Annotated in this window: 11 protein-coding genes and 1 pseudogene; 4 read left to right on the top strand and 8 right to left on the bottom strand. The window is 67.4% G+C overall.

From position 1 onward, the window contains the following. The 6 genes from L6Q96_15280 to L6Q96_15255 form a co-directional block, all read right to left on the bottom strand. Positions 1 to 1,254, bottom strand: a 1,254-nt coding sequence (locus L6Q96_15280) for a hypothetical protein (GenBank protein ID MCK6555917.1), incomplete at its 3' end; no start/stop codon positions are given. Positions 1,255 to 1,528: 274 nt separating this feature from the next. After that, a complete protein-coding gene (locus L6Q96_15275) occupies positions 1,529 to 2,308 on the bottom strand; it encodes a hypothetical protein (GenBank protein ID MCK6555916.1) in 780 nt (259 codons plus the stop codon). Positions 2,309 to 2,581: 273 nt separating this feature from the next. Further along, positions 2,582 to 3,673, bottom strand: a complete 1,092-nt coding sequence (locus L6Q96_15270; GenBank protein MCK6555915.1) for a glycosyltransferase family 4 protein — start codon at positions 3,671 to 3,673, stop codon at positions 2,582 to 2,584. A 23-nt stretch (positions 3,674 to 3,696) separates the two neighbouring features. After that, positions 3,697 to 4,599, bottom strand: coding sequence for a glycosyltransferase family 2 protein (locus tag L6Q96_15265; protein ID MCK6555914.1), 903 nt, complete (start codon positions 4,597 to 4,599; stop codon positions 3,697 to 3,699). Further along, the gene (locus L6Q96_15260) at positions 4,596 to 5,768 is read right to left on the bottom strand and encodes a glycosyltransferase (protein MCK6555913.1); all 1,173 of its coding nucleotides are present in this window, start codon (positions 5,766 to 5,768) and stop codon (positions 4,596 to 4,598) included. Before L6Q96_15260 ends, L6Q96_15265 begins: the two co-directional genes overlap by 4 nt. Further along, positions 5,765 to 6,790 (bottom strand): glycosyltransferase family 2 protein, encoded by a 1,026-nt coding sequence (locus L6Q96_15255; protein MCK6555912.1) that lies wholly within the window; start codon positions 6,788 to 6,790, stop codon positions 5,765 to 5,767. Before L6Q96_15255 ends, L6Q96_15260 begins: the two co-directional genes overlap by 4 nt. A 141-nt stretch (positions 6,791 to 6,931) precedes the next feature. Between L6Q96_15255 and L6Q96_15250 the strand changes: the two genes are divergently transcribed. Then, the gene (locus L6Q96_15250) at positions 6,932 to 8,929 is read left to right on the top strand and encodes a hypothetical protein (GenBank protein MCK6555911.1); all 1,998 of its coding nucleotides are present in this window, start codon (positions 6,932 to 6,934) and stop codon (positions 8,927 to 8,929) included. A gap of 320 nt (positions 8,930 to 9,249) precedes the next feature. On the opposite strand, the gene L6Q96_15245 is transcribed toward L6Q96_15250, so the two are convergent. Continuing rightward, positions 9,250 to 9,840: a hypothetical protein gene (locus L6Q96_15245; protein ID MCK6555910.1), complete on the bottom strand. Its 591-nt coding sequence runs from the start codon at positions 9,838 to 9,840 to the stop codon at positions 9,250 to 9,252. 1,036 nt (positions 9,841 to 10,876) lie between these two features. After that, positions 10,877 to 13,582, bottom strand: a pseudogene (locus tag L6Q96_15240) (beta-propeller fold lactonase family protein). A 738-nt stretch (positions 13,583 to 14,320) separates the two neighbouring features. On the opposite strand from L6Q96_15240, the gene L6Q96_15235 reads away from it, so the two are divergent. The 3 genes from L6Q96_15235 to L6Q96_15225 all read left to right on the top strand — a co-directional run bounded on the left by L6Q96_15235 (position 14,321) and on the right by L6Q96_15225 (position 17,125). Continuing rightward, positions 14,321 to 15,499 (top strand): aminotransferase class V-fold PLP-dependent enzyme, encoded by a 1,179-nt coding sequence (locus L6Q96_15235; protein MCK6555909.1) that lies wholly within the window; start codon positions 14,321 to 14,323, stop codon positions 15,497 to 15,499. Then, positions 15,496 to 16,044 (top strand): DOMON-like domain-containing protein, encoded by a 549-nt coding sequence (locus tag L6Q96_15230; GenBank protein MCK6555908.1) that lies wholly within the window; start codon positions 15,496 to 15,498, stop codon positions 16,042 to 16,044. The genes L6Q96_15235 and L6Q96_15230 overlap by 4 nt, the downstream gene beginning before the upstream one ends. Before the next feature lie 103 nt (positions 16,045 to 16,147). Further along, on the top strand, positions 16,148 to 17,125 hold the full coding sequence (locus tag L6Q96_15225) for a zinc-binding dehydrogenase (protein MCK6555907.1): 978 nt from the start codon (positions 16,148 to 16,150) through the stop codon (positions 17,123 to 17,125). The last annotated feature ends 48 nt before the right edge of the window (positions 17,126 to 17,173 follow it).

The raw sequence follows: 17,173 nt of genomic DNA, 5'->3' as shown, positions 1-17,173 counted from the left end.
ACAGGCCACCGGTACACCGGCGCCCGTGCACCGGGTGTTCGGCGTACAGCCGTTGCACTGGCCGGCGGTCGTGCAGGACTGATTCGCGTACGGTCCGCCAGAGCATTTCTTGCTGCCGGCGCAGGTACCGCCGCTGCCGCAGTCGGCGTTGTTACCGCAGACCTTGCCCGGAGTCGGCCCGCCCGAGCAGGTGCCCTGACAGGTCAGCGGCGCACCGCCGCCGGGGAAAATCCGGAGCGGAATAGTAATCGCTCCCTGGGTGGGGGTCACGCTCGGGGTCGGGGTGATGGTCGCCGTCTCGGTCGGCGTTGCGGTGACGGTGGGGGTGTTGGTGATGGTCGGTGTATTCGTGATCGTGGGGGTGTTCGTGATCGTAGGGGTATTTGTGATCGTGGGGGTGTTCGTCACCGTGGGCGTGACGGTGACGGTTGGCGTTTCGGTCGGCGTATTGGTGGGGCCCGCTACCGTGGGCGTCGCCGTGGGTCCGGTCTCGATCTGGCAGGCCTGGTTGCAGCTATCGCCGTTGGCGCGGTTGCCGTCGTCGCAGGTTTCGTGGTCGGTCTCGACAATGCCGTTTCCGCACGTGCTGGCGCGGCAGATGAGCAGGAGCGAGTCGGCGTCGCGACTGCCCGCGGGGCTCGTGGTCTGAGTCCGGAGGCGCCGGATACCGGATGTGTAAGAGGTGCCGCCTGTCCACGTAAGGGGGACGACGAGCGAGAGAGATGCGCTGCAGAGGTTGGCCGCGCCGTTCGGGGAGCCGGGAGACGCGATGGTAGAGCCGCGAACGACCGTCACGCCGAAGCCGCCGCTACCGAACTGCCCTTCGAGGGTCGCCAGGTTCGCGGCGTCCGTGGGTGTGCCCGAGCCGGGCCTGGGACGCAGCACCTCGAAGTTGGCGAGGCTGCTGGGCACGCACTTGGGGAAGCGCGGGTCGCCGTTATTGATGCACACCTGGGTCTGGAACGTGCAGCTATTGTTCGTGTAGCTGCCGTCGAAGTCGCAACGGGGGTCGCCTTCGTAGCAGATGATTCGATTGCGCTGGATGCTTCTGGACGTGTCGGCAATCGGCACCCCGTTCATGAGTCGCTTGGGCATGGGCTGGAACAGCCATTCCATCTGGCACTCGGAAACTCGCGAGCCGCCGCCGGGTGCGCAGGGGTTGGTGCCCAGCGCCCCGGTGCACTGTGCCGACGCGGCGGTGGCCACGAATGCCAGAGGCAGGGTCAGTACTACGGCTAGCAGCGCTTTGCGCATCGCGTTCTCCCTCTGTGCCCCGCCCCATTAATGCCCGGCCGCCCCGGGCGCATACCCAACGGCAACTAGTATGCGCGATGCCGAGGCTTATATCACGGACAAAATGCGATGGACAGGGGGGAATCCGCGATCGGGGTGGGGCGGGTAGGCCCCGCCTGGTTGTAGCGACGTTTCGTCCGGCTTATCCATGCCGCGGCTCCGATACGAACGCCGCGCCGACCCTGCGTTTCCGGGTCGGCGCGGCGTTCGTTTCCGGCGCCAGGCGTATGGGAGATTAGAGCCCCTGACAGGTCGAGCCGGTACCCTCGCCCGTGCAGCACTTCAACGGGGTGCCGGTCCCCGTGCAGGTTCCCTCGCCGCCAAAATACACTTCAAGATAGCTGAGATAGCTGGTCATCAGGTGCACTGTGATCTGCGGTGCCTCGACTGGACAGGGATCGATGCCAGATATGCTGCACCCTAAGACCTCAGCGTTGTAAGGGTTTCCCGTGTCGTACTGGAGGCGAAGGTTAATCTTCGCGCCGGCGCCGAAGCCTTTGGTCATGATGCCGAGCACTATATACGCGGGGTCGAAGAAGTCGAAGTCGTCGACGATGCGGGCGAAGAACTCGCCTGAGCCGCCAAATATCCGGAAGCCGTTTGCGTCGTACAGTCTAAGCTTGCCGGATGCGCTGGGCGCTGCGACCCCGGGGCTGCCCCACGGCTCGCTGTCGTAGAAGTTGCAGCTTCCGAACATCGACCCCTTGAGCGAGACAGATGCCTTCGTGACCCTGTCGGCGTTAAATTGCGATATGCGGCTCCCGTACCTGCCATATGCCCACCAGTCCCAGTTGGCCGGACCGGTTGCGCAGCCATCCAGCATTACGCTGGTATCGAATCTGTGGATTTCCTCGTCGCAGTCCAGCCCCGGTTTGAACGTTACGGGTGCGAGCGTCCCGACGGTCGGGGCGCAGGTTAGCAGCGGACCCACGTAGGCCCGCGCCGGCTGCGCGACAGAGGCAATCGCGACTGTGGCGACCGCATACGCGAACAACCTATTCCCTACGTTCCTCATTTCCTTGTCCTCCCTTTCTTTCCATCTGGCGTTGTACTGCTCACTGGCGTTGTACTGCTCACCTCGGTCACTTCAAACCGCCGCTTGTAGGGCGGCGTGCCCTGCCAATCCCGCATCTCCCGTCCATAGGACGTTAAGAATCGCGTAACATTGTTACGTGGGCGAAATCTCCGCCCGGGATAGATGTGCACCTGCCTCGTCCGAGAAGGGCGCGGTGGCGGGTGAGTCGTTCTGTCGCCCGAAAGACAGGCGAGGGGAGGAGTCGGGTAGGTTTCAGCGGTTCGGCTGCGCCGCTTCGTATACCGCCAGCGTCCGGCGCGCCGTCGCTTCCCAACTGTACTGCCGGGACCGTTCGAGGCCGCGAGCGCGCAGGACCGCGAGCGACGGATCGCCTGCCAGCACGCGGCCGAGGGCTTCCCGCACGGCCGGCAGCGTAAACTCTGACAACAGGATGCCACCGTCGCCCACCACCTCGGGCACGGCACTGTTCCGTCCCGCGACCACCAGGCAGCCGCTTGTCATGGCCTCGAGAAGGGAGAGGCCGAACCCCTCGTAGCCAGACAGGCTGAACAGCGCGTCCGCACGCCGGTAGAGCACCGCCAGTTCGGCGTCGCCGACGGGACCCAGATAGCGCACCCCCGGTGGCGGGCGGGTGAGAAACGCCGGCTGGTACCCAGGGCGGGCACGCCCGGCGATCAGAAGTGCGGTGTCGCCGTGGGCCACGCCCCCGAACGCGTCGACGAGCAGCTCGACGTGCTTGCGCGGTTGGATCGTACCCGCATAGAGAACGTAACGGGCGGGAAGGTCCATGGCGGCGGCAATGCGTGCGTCGTCGGCGCACGGTGCCGGACCGAATATCGGCGCGGCTGCCAGGGGAATGACGGTTACGCGTTCGTCCGGCACCGAGAATCGCTCGCGGATGTCCCGTTTTGCCGATTCGCTGTCTGCGATGACGCGCGCCGCGCGGCGCACGGCCAGCGGGGTGTGGCTGCGCAGGTGGATGCGCTGCAACCACGCGAACGTTTCGGGCTGGCGATAGACGGCGAGATCGTGCACGGTCACCACGGCCGGACAGCCGGTCCACACCGGCAGGATGCCCTTGGTGCCGTGGTAAAGATCCAGGCGGTGGCGGCGCACGGCAATGGGGACGAAGAGGTGGTCCCAGACCGGCTGCAAGAAGGGGGTCGGCAACCGGGCCACCGCGCAGCGCACGTTGGGGGCCTGCACCCCCAGGGTGTCGGGGGCGTCGGTGATGACGACGTACTCGTGGTCGGAATCGATCGCGGCCAGGGCGGTGACGAGCGCACGGGCGTAGGTGGCGGGTCCGCCGAGCGTGCCGAGAATGGCGCCGATGCCGATGCGCATGGGGGGCTTGGGGTCGTGGGGGGTTAATGGTTCGGGGGGCCGCTCTTGCCCTGGAGGCCGGCGATCATGCCGTGCCAGAGCGCGCTCAGCACGTCGGTGCGGCGTCGGGCGGCGTAAAGGGCGGCGCTACCTCCCAGCAGCAGGGCGTAGGTGGGCAGGAGGATGAGATAGTCGGCGGGTCGGGCCCAGCGGCGGATGAGTCGAATCAGGTTGCGCGCTTTGAGCTCGGCGCTGACGGCGGTGAACCCGGCCGCAAATCCCCGCATGCCGTCATGGGTTACCACAGCCTCGGGTGCACACGCGATACCGAAGCCGTGCCGTCGGGCGCGCAGGCAGAGGTCGACCTCTTCGTAGTAAGCGAAGAACTCCGGGTCGAAGCCCCCAACGGCATCGACGCAGCGGCGCGTCAGCAGCATTGCGCAGCCCATGACGCCGCCGACCGCGTAAGGCCGCGAGCGGGGAACGCGATAGCGCAGCAATGTCCGCGGCACGCAGAGCAGGGGCACCGACACGCGCTCGCCGATGGAGAGCACGTGTCCCGCGCGGCGCGCGTCGAGCACCCGCGGGCCGACGATGCCGGCGCCCGTATCGGCGGCGCCCGCGACCAGAGCGGCCAGCGCGCCCGGCGCGAAGACGACGTCCTGGGTGATGACGACCAGCAGATCGGCGCCGCGGCGGCAGGCGACGGCGAGGCCGGCATTCATGCCGCCGGCATAGCCGCGGTTCGTGTCGAGCCAGCAGCACTCGACGTCGTGGGCGTCACCGAAGGCACGGTCCAGACGGGCACGCACGTCGGGGTTGGAGTCGTTGTCCACGAGAACGATAAAGCTCTCGCGGTAGTGCTGGGCGCGCAGCGAGGCGATGCAGGCGGTCGTTTCCCTGTCGCCGTTCCAGTTGAGGACGACGATACCGACCGTGGCACTCATGGGCGGTGGTGGGTGGCGGCGGCGAAGATGGCGGCCAGACGCCGGCCCTGGGCGCCGGGGGCGAAGCGGTCGGCCAGCAGTGCCGCGGCGCCCTCGGCGAGGCGTTGGCGCAGCCGCGGGGCGTCCGCCAGGGTGGCGATCGCTTCGGCGAGAGCTCCGGCGTCCCCGGCCGGGCAGAGCCAGGCGGTCTCGCCGTGCGCGAACACCTCGCGGATTGCGGGCGTGTCGGCGGTGACGATGGGCCGTCCGCGGGCCGCCGTTTCGTACACCTTGTTGGGTATCACCATGCGCGCCTTGTCCGAGGTGCCGAAGATGCCGAGGCAGATGTGCGCACTGGCGACGAGCTCGGCGAGGCTTTCGTAGGACATCCACTCGACGAACCCGATCCGAGTCAGTCGGGCATCGCGCGCCAGAGCGATTGCCGTGGCGTGTTCGGGGCCGCCGCCGGCGAGGATGAACTCGAGATCGGAGCGGTGGGCGAGCCGGGCCGCCGCCTCGACGACCGTGCGAATCCCGTGCAGGGGCAGGAACGACCCGTAGAACAGCACGCGCAAGGGGCGGCGGTCGCGCGGCAGCGGGGTGGGTGCGAAAACGCTCGTATCCGTTCCGAGATGCCAGGTGGATATGGTCGAGGCCGGCACGGCGAAGTTGTCGGCGACGTAGCGGCCGTGGGCGTCGGTGTCCATGACGACCCGGGTCGCCGTCGCCAGACTGAGCCGATCGATGCTGGCGGCGCCGCGCGCGCGCCACGAACCGGCACGAAACACCTGACGGTCGTCGACCAGGGTCTCGCTGAGGGTCACCAGCGGGGCGACCACCACGGGTGTACGCTCGCGGCCTAGCAGCAGACGCAACCACAGGCTATCGAGCTGGCCGTTGAAGCCGATCACGTAGAGCGGTACGTCCCGGAGGCGGCGGCGATTACGAGCGAGGGCGAAAGCGGCGCTGGCGTACTGGCTGGCGAGGACGGCGGCCGAGCGGGCGCCGAAATAGGTTGCGTGTTTGTGGCGGGTTTTTTCCCAGAGCGGCCGGTGACACTCGACGACCTCGACGCCGGCGGCATGGCAGGCGCGCAGCAGGAGGCGCGTGGCCGTGTGCTGGCGCGCGTAGGTGCCGAAGAAACACACGCGCTGCGGCGGCCGCTCCGGGGCGCCGCAGCCGGGGCTCACGAATGGTCTCCTTTGGCGCGTTGGACAAGGGTCGGGCCGCGGACGACGGTCTCCACCTTGTTGCCGTTGCCCCGTTCGCCCAGCTCGATGCGCCGCAGACGGAAGAGCAGGTCCTCGATGAGCGAACGGTTCGAGCCGATGAGGTCCGCGACGAGACCGATGAGTACGGTCTGGAAGCCGATGATGATCAGCAGCACCGTCAGCATCAGGGACTGCAGGTGTCCGCGGCCGCCTTCGGTAAAGTAGTAGTAGACGAAGCGCATACCGATCGATGTGCCGATCAGGATGAGCGTCCCGCCGATCAAGGAGAACACCTTCAGGGGTTCGTAGAGCGCGTAGATGCGCAGGATGGTCGCCGCGGAGCGCTTGACGTAGCTCCAGGTGCTGTTGAAGAGCTTCGACTCGCGCAGCTCGGGGTTGGTGCGTACCGGCACGTGGGTGACCGGCAGCTTCTTCTTGCCGGCCTGGATGATGGTTTCCAGAGTGTACGTGAAGTCGGACAGCACGTTGAGGCGCATTGCCGCATCGCGGTTCAGGGCGCGGAAACCGCTGGTGGCGTCGGGGATCTTGGTGCCGGACAGGGTTCTCACGACCCAGCTACCGTAGTGCTGCAGCACGCGTTTGGAGGGCGAGAAGTGGCGCAGGTTGCGCGGGTCGCGGTCGCCGACGACCATCACCGCGGCGCCGGCGAGCAGCGGCTGAATCAGTTCTTCGATATCGGCACCGCAGTACTGGTTGTCGGCATCCGTGTTGACGATGATGTCAGCCCCGAGGTGCAGGGCGGCGTCGAGGCCGGCGCGGAAGGCATACGCCAGCCCGCGATTGTTGGGCAGGCGCAGGATGTGGTCGACGCCGTTGGCGCGGGCCACGTCGCTGGTGCGATCGCTCGAGCCGTCGTCGATCACGAGGATCTCCACCGTACCGACACCGCGGACGTGACGGGGGAGATCGCGCAGGGTGATCGCGAGGTGCTCCTCCTCGTTAAAGCAGGGGACCTGGATGATCAGCTTGGGCAGGGGCATTGCCGGGTACCGTAAGACCCTGACATTGGCGCAGGGCAGTTTCAAGGAAATTCATAGTCCCGCCGCGCCCTTGACCCTTGCTTTGTCGGTCGGATAGGGCTGCTCGGCAGTCCCGGCCAACCGGCGATTCCGACCGCGTATATGTTGTTCCTGCCGATCCTGCTCGCTGCCTATCTGTGCCTGTACGCTCCGGGCCATTATTTGCTGCGGCGGACGGCGCACGGCGTGGACGACGGCAGCCGCCTGTTCCGGGAGGTACTGCTCAGCGCGTGTTGCTCTTCGTGGCTGGGGTTTGTGCTGGCGGAGTTCGGCGTCTTCTCTTTGCCGGCGTTGTTGCTGGGCATGGCTGCGGTGGCGGGCGCGGGGGCGGCCGTGGGCCGTGGCCGCCGTCCGCCGGCATACGACCGCCGCGACCTGCAGGGACTGGCGGTGCTCGGTCTGTCGTCGGTGTTGCTGTTGCCGCCGCTCGACACGCGGGTTCTTGGATCCGATTCCGCCGCGTATCTTGCAGCCGGAGTTTACCTGTCCCGGCACGGCAGCCTGATCATTGACGATGCGGTGGTACCCCTCATGGGGCCGATGGCGAAATACGCCCTGTTTCCTTCGGTGACGGGGATATACGGGGAACCGCCATATGCGAGGCTGGTGGGCAGCTTCATCCTGTCCACCTTCGACGGTGGCGAGGTGATCCCGGCATTTCATCATCTCCTGATCGTCTGGGTTGCGGTTTCGCATGCGCTCGTCGGGACGGCGGCGATGCACTGGATCGTCGTCCTCTTCGGCGGCCTGAGCGGATGGGCGATGTTCGAATTCGCCGGACGCAGCCGTGGGCGTGTGACGGCGATCCTATTCGTCGGTCTGCTGGCCCTGTCGGCGCCCCAGAATTGGTACGGTCGATTCCTCATGCCCGAGGTTCCGGGGCAGTTCTTCTTATGGGGTGGGCTGGCGTGTCTCGCTCGGTGGGGGGCGACGCAGCGGCGGGCCGACGCCGTGCTCGCGGGGCTGGCGTTCGGGATGGCCGGCCTGATGCGATTTGACAACGTCGCTTTTCTCGGTGTTGCCCTGCCGATCGGGCTCTGGCTGGGTGAGCGGCGGTCACGGGTGGATCGGCTGTGGATACTGGCCTGCGCCGGTGTGTTGTGGGTGCACGCGGCGGCACATTTGCTCTGGTTCCGGACGCATTACTGGGCGATCTTCGTATCGTTCGGGCAACGGCTGTTGCGGGCGGGGGAGCAGGCGTCATGGGGTACGACGGTGGCGCTCGGCGGTGCCGTGGCGGTGGGTGGGCTCTACGTCTTGTGCCGGCGGCGTTTCGCGGCCTGGCGCGGGGTCTGGCCGTTGGTGGTTTTCGCGGCAGGTCTGGCGCTGTGGGGTCAGTGGCAGCGCGGAGGTGCGGATCTCGCCTTCCTTGCGGGGTACGTCGGGGTTCCGACGCTGGCGGTCGGGGCCCTGGGGCTGGCGTTATGGACAGTCGAGATGAGGCCGCGAGATGCGGTGGCGCGGGTGTTCACCGTTCTCATGGCGGTTGCCGTAGCGCAGTTTATGCTCGCCCCGCAGGCGACGCCGGTGCCGATCTGGCTGGTTCGCAGGGCGGTACCGGTGGTCGTGCCGGCGTTCTGCTTCGGGGTGGCCTTCTTATGCCGGTACGCCGCGGGTCGGTGGCATTGGACGGTCGCGGGGTTGTTGTTTGTCGCGGCACTGGCCGGCCAGATGCCGCCACTGGCCCAGTTGCGCGGTGCGCCCCACTATCGTGGCGGCGCGGCAACGATAGATGCCGTGGCGAAGCTGGTGCCGCCGGGAGCGTGTCTACTGGTCGACCGTGACCTCGCCGCGTGGGGTTTTGCGCCAGCCCTGTGGGTGGAGCGCGACGCGCCGGCGTTCCTGCTGTCACGCTTCAAGGGGTCGCTGATTGCCGGGGTCGCGCATTTCTGCCGGGATCGGCCGACGTACTGGATTGGCGACACGCGATCGCCGGCGCCGGTAGTGCCGGGGTTCGTTCTTACGCCGGTGGGGCGCCATGCCCACTGGGTGGTGACGCCGACTCTCGACACCAAGACCGGCCCCGGTCACAGCGTACGCTGGGACCAGACCGTCGTCGTTTACGCGGTAAAACCGTGGGCGAGGCAGCCGGGAAGGTGATCGGCGTGCTGCGCGGCGAAAGCAGGGCGCCGCGGTTGGGCTCGTGAGTCCGGGAGATGGCGTTGGAAGCGGCCAGTAACGAAACGGGCCGGGCCCTCCCAAGGGAGGACCCGGCCCGTTCAGGTTCGCGGCCACATCCAGCGGCCTAGGTCGATGTTCGCCGTGCCGCCGGAGTGCAACTCCCGTCCCCCTTTGAGGAACGTTGACGGCCGTACGTTACTGCGGCGCCCGAACGAAACCGGGAACCGCGCGCGTGCTGCGGGCGCACAGCGCGCGCCGAGACTCACCGAGACGGATAATACGCCCTTACTTACGGCTGCTTACCACGCTGCTTGCAGGATACCCGGCTTCCCGAACACGTCGCCCGTGTCGCAGTTCACCAGTTCGGCGTCCATGATCTCGATGTTATCCTTCGCGATCTGAGCGGCGGTGGTGCTGTTGATGCCGGCATTCACCAAGCAGTCATACAGGAGCTGCTTGCCGTTGATCTTGCCATCCGCGGCCGCGAAGTAGTAGCCGCAGCTCGAACCGCTCGTCGTACCGCAGATCACCGGCGCCGCGAGCTGATAGACCTTGGTGGAGCTCGTGGTTCGCAGGCTCAGCCGCAGGCCGACCTTCGTCGGTGCCGAGCCCGAGAAGCCCTTGCCCTTCGCGTACACCGTCGGGCCCTTACCGCTCGGCTTCACCTTCACGTTCGCCTGGATCCAACCCGAAGTCGTATCCGTCGCGACCGGCGTGCAGATGTCCACGTCCGGCGCGATGACCGTGTTCGGGCACGGATCGTACGCTCGCGTGATGTCGAGATCGTGCTTCTTCGATTTTGCCGGCGTCTGTGCCTGAGCCGCCGGGGTCGCCAAGACACCCGACACCAGCAACGCCGCCGCTACTGCGAAATACCTGGCCGTCAACATAATCTATTCCTCCTTCTGGGTTTCGGGTTCCGCCTCGGTTGGCCGTCGAACCTAGTGTCTTTTAACGCGCCGACGAAAAATTTGTCAAGAAGAAAGTGATCGATTATTTCGCTGTAATTCCAACCGCTTGTCGCCGGGATTCCAGAGAGCCCGAGTTGGGGCGATATCGGGTGGACGCCGGGGCGGGACCTGGTGACAATTCTGGCCGCGTCTGCGCCCATGAGAACCTCCGCGGTTCAGTATAGACATTCGGGTTTCTTCAGTCACCCCGGGGGGCGCGATTTGGCGTTGTGCGGTGCGGCCCGGCGCTAACGTCACTGGTCGTGCCGTTGACTTGACTTGCGGCGGGATTGTCGCGGTGCGGCGTCCGAGCCGGGCCGCACCGCGACTGCCTTGCCCTCCCGTTCGGGGGCCGACGGAACGTAATGAGAGCGCCGAGTCCTCCATCGATAGGGCAGCGCGGTTGCAGGCGCGATTCCATCGTGCACCGGGCGTTCAGTCGAAGTTACCGGCAGCTTATCGTGTTCCCTGACCCCGACGCGGTGCAATCGGGCCGCGGTCCGCCGGCGGGGCTGAAAGCACGCTGGGCGCACTGGTTTGCCCCCGGTCCGAAGCCCAGGAACGCGCGTACCGGGAGCGCGGAGGGGTCCACCCGGTAGCTGCCGTCGCGGGCGCGGACCCGCACCGTGTACAGGCCAGGCGCGCGCGTCGAGCGGTCGACGATCGTTACCGTAATCGGCTGTCCGGTCATCGCGCCGCGGCGATCGTCGAAGCGCCAGCGCGTCCCGCGGGAGTTGATGGTCCAGCCACTGCCGGCTGGCAGGCTTCTACCGTACAGTGCCTGACCGTTGAGGTCCTGGACCTGAAACGCAAACCCATCGGCGGTCGGATCGATCGCCGGGGACAGCGTCGCCTCGCCGGAGATCGTCAGCGACTCGTCTCCGGCCGGCGGGAGGTTGCGGGTTACGCGCAAGCGGGCGCGCTGTAGGCTCTGACTGCCTGCGCAGGCGGCGGGGGTCGGCGTGGGCAGTGGCCCGGGCGTGCTGTCGGGGTCCGCCGGGTCCGACCCGGCGTCGATCTCGTCGCGATCGAAGTAGGTGTCTTCGTCGCGGTCGACGGCGATGCGCACGCCCGATCCGGGCGGCACGCACAGGTACGTCCTCTCCTGCCCGCCGATGGCTGCCTGGGAACGTAGAGTTGCCGGGCTCGCCGGCGCGTCGGCCGCGCGGTCGCCCTGGAACTGGCCGGCGAGATTGCGGAACCAGCCGCGCGCCTCGCCGGCGAGGTTGCCCTTGACCACAAGGTCGCACTCGCCGGCCGCGGCTCTCAGGGCCAACAGGTCCAGGCGCGGGCCGACTACCGCGTCGTTGCTGCTGGTGAGCGTGATCTGCTGGCCGACGATCGGCGCCAGGTTGCTGTCGAAGGCGAGCACGAAACTCTCTACCTGGCGGCGCTCGGCATCGCCGCCGCTGAACAGGAAGACGTTGGCGCTCAAGAAGCGGAAGACGGTGTCGACGCTGCCGTCGTGGAGAAAACCGAAGCCGCGGATCTGGTTGCCGCGGTGGGCGTTGGTGCCGCCACCGGTGAAGAACGGCGTCGCCGCCATGCCGAACATCCCGACCTTCTGATAGAGGTTACGCAGGTGAGCCACCTTGAAGTGCTGCGGCTCGCCCTCGAAGCTCGAGAAGCCGTCGCTGCCGAAGAAGCCCGCGCCCGGGTTCAGCGCATGGCACCCGTTGCACGTGAGCAGCCCGGCGTCCGCGAGGCGGGTGAAGTAGAAGTCCCGGCCGAGTTGCTGGTTGGGGGTGAGCGAGTTGTCGAGGTTGCGAATCGGGTTGGGGGGATAGGTGATGTGCAACACGAAATCGGTGAAGGCCTGCATTTCCGAATCCGTCAGCGGCGCCGTCCGTCCCACCAGACCTTCGAACGCAACATTGAACTTCTTGAAGGCGGCGTCCTCGTCGAGCGGATCGCCGCCGGGGTCGTTGCCCCCGGTGCGGTCGCCGCGCCAGTGCATCGGCCCGTGGTTGGCCATGCCCCGGAGGCTCTGGGTGGTCATCGGTCCCTTCATGGGGTGGAAGTCGGGGTCGCCGTTCGGTCCGAGGCGGAACGGGTTGGGGTTGTTCAGGACGGTGTCGTCGGGGTTCCCGAGATCCCAACCGAGATGGTCGAGGTCGCCGAAGACATGGCAAGCACCGCATGCCGCCTCGCCGTTGCTGGAGGTCAGGCGCGCGTCGTAAAGGAACTGGCGGCCGTCGACGACAGCGGCGGGCTCCGGGTTATAGAGCGTCACGCGATCGACTTCGGTGTTGGTGGTCGTGTCGACGACGGCAATGCCGTTGTCGAAGCGCGTCAGGACGTAGAGTCGGTCCCGCGGTTCGTCCAGCGCGAGGCCGATCGGTCCTCCGCCCGCAACGCTTATGTGCGCGGCGGAACTGGGGACAAAGGTGTCGTTCTCGAGCTCCGCGGTGTCGAAGACGCCGACCTTGCTGGAGCCGAACGCCGCCACGTACAGTTTGGTGCCGTCGCCCGTTACCGCCATCTCGACCGGAGTGGCGAGGCTGTGCTCCTTCACCCCGGCGGGGGAGGGATGGACGCCGTAGTCGATGTGCTTGTTCAGGTGCCGCGGCGAGACGCCGATGCCATCGAGCACGGTGATGCGGGCTTCGTGCAGGTGGCCGAGGACTGTGCTCCCACCGCCTCCCGGTCCTTCGAAACGCGTGAGGTTGTTGGCCTCGGTGTTGGACACGTAGAGCTTACCGCTGACCGGGTTGGTCACCATGTTGAAGAGGATGGTGCCGACCCCGGTCGCGAAGCCGGCTGCCCCGCCGATTTGCACCGGCGGGTTGGCGGCGGCGTTGATGGCGAAGACGTCCCGATCCGGCAGGTCGAAGCGGACGGCGGTGCTCCAGTCGCGTCCGGCCGAGTCGACCCACTGGCTGCCGTTGTATTGCAGGATCAGGCCGGTTTCCGGCCCGCTTATTCCTTGAACGTTGACGTTTGGGGCCGGCAGCCCGCCGGGATAAGTGGTGCCGCCAAAGACGCACGGCGGCGCTGCACTGCCGCCGTCGCAGACCAGACCTTCGTTGATGGCCGTGGTCCGATTGCCGGAGTGGAACACGGCGGCGTAAACGGTGTTGCCGTCGGGGCTGACCGCGAGGGCGCGCGGCGTATCGCCGAAAAGCGTGACAATGGTAAGCGGGGTGCCGCCGAGGGTGGCGCCGAGGGCGTTGGCGTCGAACACCCAGACATCCGCGCGGCCGACGCCGGCGGTGGTGAGTTGCGGGTCCACGGGGCTGTTTTGCCCGCGATGCGCGGTCGTAATGAAGGCACGGGCGCGGCCCGGACCCGCGAACACGAGGTCGCGCGGTTCGTCGCCGACCAGCAGCGTGCGTACGACGCGCGGCGGGTTGGCGCTCAGGTCGACGATGCTGACGCTGTCGGAAAGATGGTTGACGACCCACACCTCGGTGTCGGTGCGGGGGGCGACAGCGGTCGGCTCGAGTCCCACCGGGACGGAGGCCGCCAGGGTCAGGGTCCCGCCGCTGCCGATATCGAACACCTCGACGCGGTTGTCGGGTGTGTTGCACGCAAACAGCCGGTTGCCGTCCGGCGATATGGCCAGCGGCCGGACAGCCCCGGTCTCGAAAGTCGTGAAGGCTGCCCCCGCCGGTGCCGCGACGGCAGCAATCAGCGCCGCGGCAAACGAACGCACCAAGGCGGAAATGAGAGTCTGCGACATGCGGCCGGCACCTCGATGGTTGCGGAGTGATGGTGAATATGTCGTTTCATACTACGAAGCAGACCGCACCGACAAATGAAATCTGGTGGCCGGCGGACAGGAAAACGGTCCGATCGGGAGGGCCGACAGCCGGTGGAACAGGGCGGTGGAAGGCCTCGAACGGCTGGGGAGTCAAGCTGCCTGCTGGGAGCCTGTCGGAGAAAGCGGCCCCTCACCCTTCGACGGGCGCAGCGCGGGCTACCGCCCGCAACCCAAAGCGAACAACCAGCCCGTTCGCCCCGAGTAGGAGCCCTTCCCCTGGGCTCCGTATCGAGCGGCGCGCTCCTGCCGAGCCTGTCCCTCGATACGCGCCAGAAGAAGGCGCTACTCGGGACGAACGGGAAGGCACTGCCGCTCCATGGCCTGAAGATTTCTTCGCGCCGTGCGCAGACTTTTCCGGTCATTGAGCGGCAGTGGCCCACCGATCGTCCCGAGTAGCCGTCGTCTTCTCGGACGGCGTATCGAGGGAGGCGTGTAACCACGACGGCGGCCCCTCGATACGCGCCCTGAGAAGACGGGCGCTACTCGGGGCGAACGGGTTCCGGTCGCCAGGTTGGGTTGCGGGCGGTAGCCCGTGCTGAGCTTGTCGAAGCACCAGCGGGCCTTTCTCCGACAGGCTAGGCGCCGGTGGCGGTGTCGTGCTAGAGGCACGTCGCGTATGAATCGACCAGCCGATGGCCGTCTGGCCAGGGAGGCGCCGTGAGAGTACCGCTCGACGACGCCGAGGTGCGCGAGTTGCGCCGCGAGTTCCCGGCGCTTGACGACCTCGCGTACTTCGCCTCGAACGGCCTCGGCGTCATGCCCCGGTGCGCCGTACACGCGGTGGCGGAGCGCGCCGAGGCGTTGTCGCGCAGCGCCATACTGGCGGAGATCTTCGAGCACGAAAACCTGCTGCGGGAAGCGCGCGAGAGCGTTGCCCGGTTACTGGGGTGTGCCGAAGACGAGGTGGCCTTCTGTCGCAACACCACCGAGGGGGCGCTGTGGGTGGCGGACTCCCTGTCGCTGGAGCCCGGGGACGAAGTGCTGGTCGTGCAAGGGGAGTACCCGGCCAACATCCTGCCCTGGATGGCGCAGGAGCGCCGCGGCGTCGTCACGCGCCTCCTGCGCCAGCGCCAGCGGCGGATCACCCCGGCGATGGTCGCGGATGCGTGGGGGCCGCGAACACGCCTGTTGGCGATCAGTTTCGTGCAGTTCAACTCCGGCTTTCGAGCCGACCTGGCCGGTCTGGCCGAGGTTGTTCACGGGCACCGGGGCTGGCTGTTCTGCGATGCCATCCAGGGGCTGGGCGCGTTGCAGCTCAACGTGCGGGCCGCCGGTGTCGACTTCCTGTCCGCCGGTACGCACAAGTGGCTTCTCGGTGCGCAGGGGCTGGGGATCTTCTACGCCAGCCCGGCGGCGCTCGCCGCTCTCGACACCAGCCATCTCGGACCCGGAGGGCTGGTCAACGACGGCGATCCGGAGGACCCGGAAGCGCCGTACGACCGCACCGCGGTGGCCGGGGCGCGTCGCTTCGAAGAGGGCTCGCGCAATTACCTCGGACTGGCGGCGCTCAACGCTTCCCTGCGCCTGCTCGAAACCCTCGGTTACGATCGCATCGAGGCCCGGGTGCGCCGGCTCACCGATGCCGCCGTGGCGGCATTTGCCGCCCGCGGCTTTCGATTCGAGAGCCCGGCGGGAGTCGAAGAGCGCTCCGGCATTCTGCTGTTCGCTCCACCGCCGGGCGGGCCGACCGCGGCGGATCTGGTCAACGTCATGCACCAGCAGCGCATCGCCATCAACGCGCGCGAAGGCTGCATCCACATGGGCATCCACTTCTATAACCTGCCGGAGGACCTCGACCGCGTTATGGCGGCGATCGACGCGCAGCGGGGAAAATGAGCGACGCGGCCGGTCAGGTGCTGCGCTGCCATCCCGATACGCCTGCGGTTGCCGTGCGGTCAGTGACGGCGGGTGCGTGGCGCTCGGGTGCCGATGGGCTGGAGATCGGGTTTACGATCGAAGGCGATGTGCGGCGTTTGCGGGTCCCCGAGCCGCGGCCGCCGCGGCGCGCCCACGGCCTGTGGCAGCGTACCTGTTGCGAGGCATTCCTGCGGCGGCCCGGAGCGGAAGCGTACCACGAGATCAATCTGGCGCCTTCCGGCGAATGGGCGGCATACGCCTTCGAGCGCTACCGCCATGGTCGCTCGTCCGTCGAGGAGTCGCTGGCGCCGGCGATCTCTGTACGCCGCGAGTCCGACCGCCTCGCGCTGGCAGCGCGCGTGCCTTTGGTGCGCCTGTCGGCCCTTTATCTCCAACAACCCCTGTGCCTGGCCCTGACGACCGTGGTCGAAGAAGACGACGGTCGCCTGTCGTACTGGTCTCTGCGCCACCCGCCGGGTGCGGCTGACTTCCACCACCCGCTGTCCTTTCTACTGCGCGTGTAACGAAGCGGAGAGAGACGAACACCGAACGTCGGAGGCGCCGTGCCGGTGCTGTCTGTTCCCCGCCTCTTCCCTTTATCTGCGGCAGTGAGCTACTGAACCGAGCATGCAAGCCATTCACATGACCCGCGTCGGCGGGCCGGAGGTGCTCCAGGTTGTCGACGTTCCGGAGCTGGAGGTGTTCGCCGGCTGCGTGCGGGTTCGCAACCGGGCAATTGCGGTCAACTTCCACGACATCAACACGCGCCGGGGCGACGACCCTGCCACGGAGTTGCCGATCGTTCCGGGGACCGATTTCGCCGGCGTGGTCGACGCCGTCGGTGACGGGGTCGACCACGTGCGCGTCGGCGATCGGGTGGTCGGGATCGCCATGCACGGAGCGTACGCCGAAGCGACCGTCACCCTGGCCCCGCTGGTGGTTCCACTGCCCGACGACGTCAGCTTCGAGCAGGCGGCGTCGTGTCCCGTGGCCGGTTTGACCGCCTACTTCATGAGCCATCAGTTGGTGCGGATCGAGCCCGGCATGCCGGTCGCCGTCTATGCCGCCGCGGGCAGTGTCGGGTGTTTCATGGGGGCGATGCTGCGCGAGCTGGGCGCCGTGAGCATCGGTATCGTCGGCTCGGCGGACAAGGCCGAGGTGGCGCGGAAAGCCGGCTACGCGCACCTCGTTAACTATCGCAGCGAGGACCTGGTGGCGCGCGTGCTGGCGCTGACCGGTGGCAACGGTGCCGCGGTTGTCTTCGACTCGGTTGCCGGCCCGCAGTTCCGTCGCACCATAGACCTTGCTGCGGTCGACGGCATGGTGGTCGTGTTCGGGCGTGCCGCGGGACCACCCTCCGCGGAAGGCCTCGAGTACTGGCTGCGGTGCCAGAAAAACCTCGCCGTCCGCACGTACTTCCTCGGTACCACGATCCAGAATCGATTGCCCGAGGTACCGGCCGCGTACCGCCACCTGTTCGCGGGGCTGGCCGCCGGCAACATACACCTGCCGATCACCACCATGCCCCTGACGGCTGCCGCCACTGCACATGCCCGCATCGAAAGCCAACAAACCGTGGGCAAGGTGATCCTGGTACCGGCGTGAATGATCGTGGAGGTAGGAGCGGGGTGGGGCGCTCCAGCGCCTTACCCG

This window comes from Candidatus Binatia bacterium, assembly GCA_023150935.1.
Taxonomy (GTDB): domain Bacteria; phylum Desulfobacterota; class Binatia; order HRBIN30; family HRBIN30; genus JAKLJW01.
Note: the sequence above shows the minus strand (reverse complement) of the source record. Positions and strands in the feature narration are given on the sequence as shown.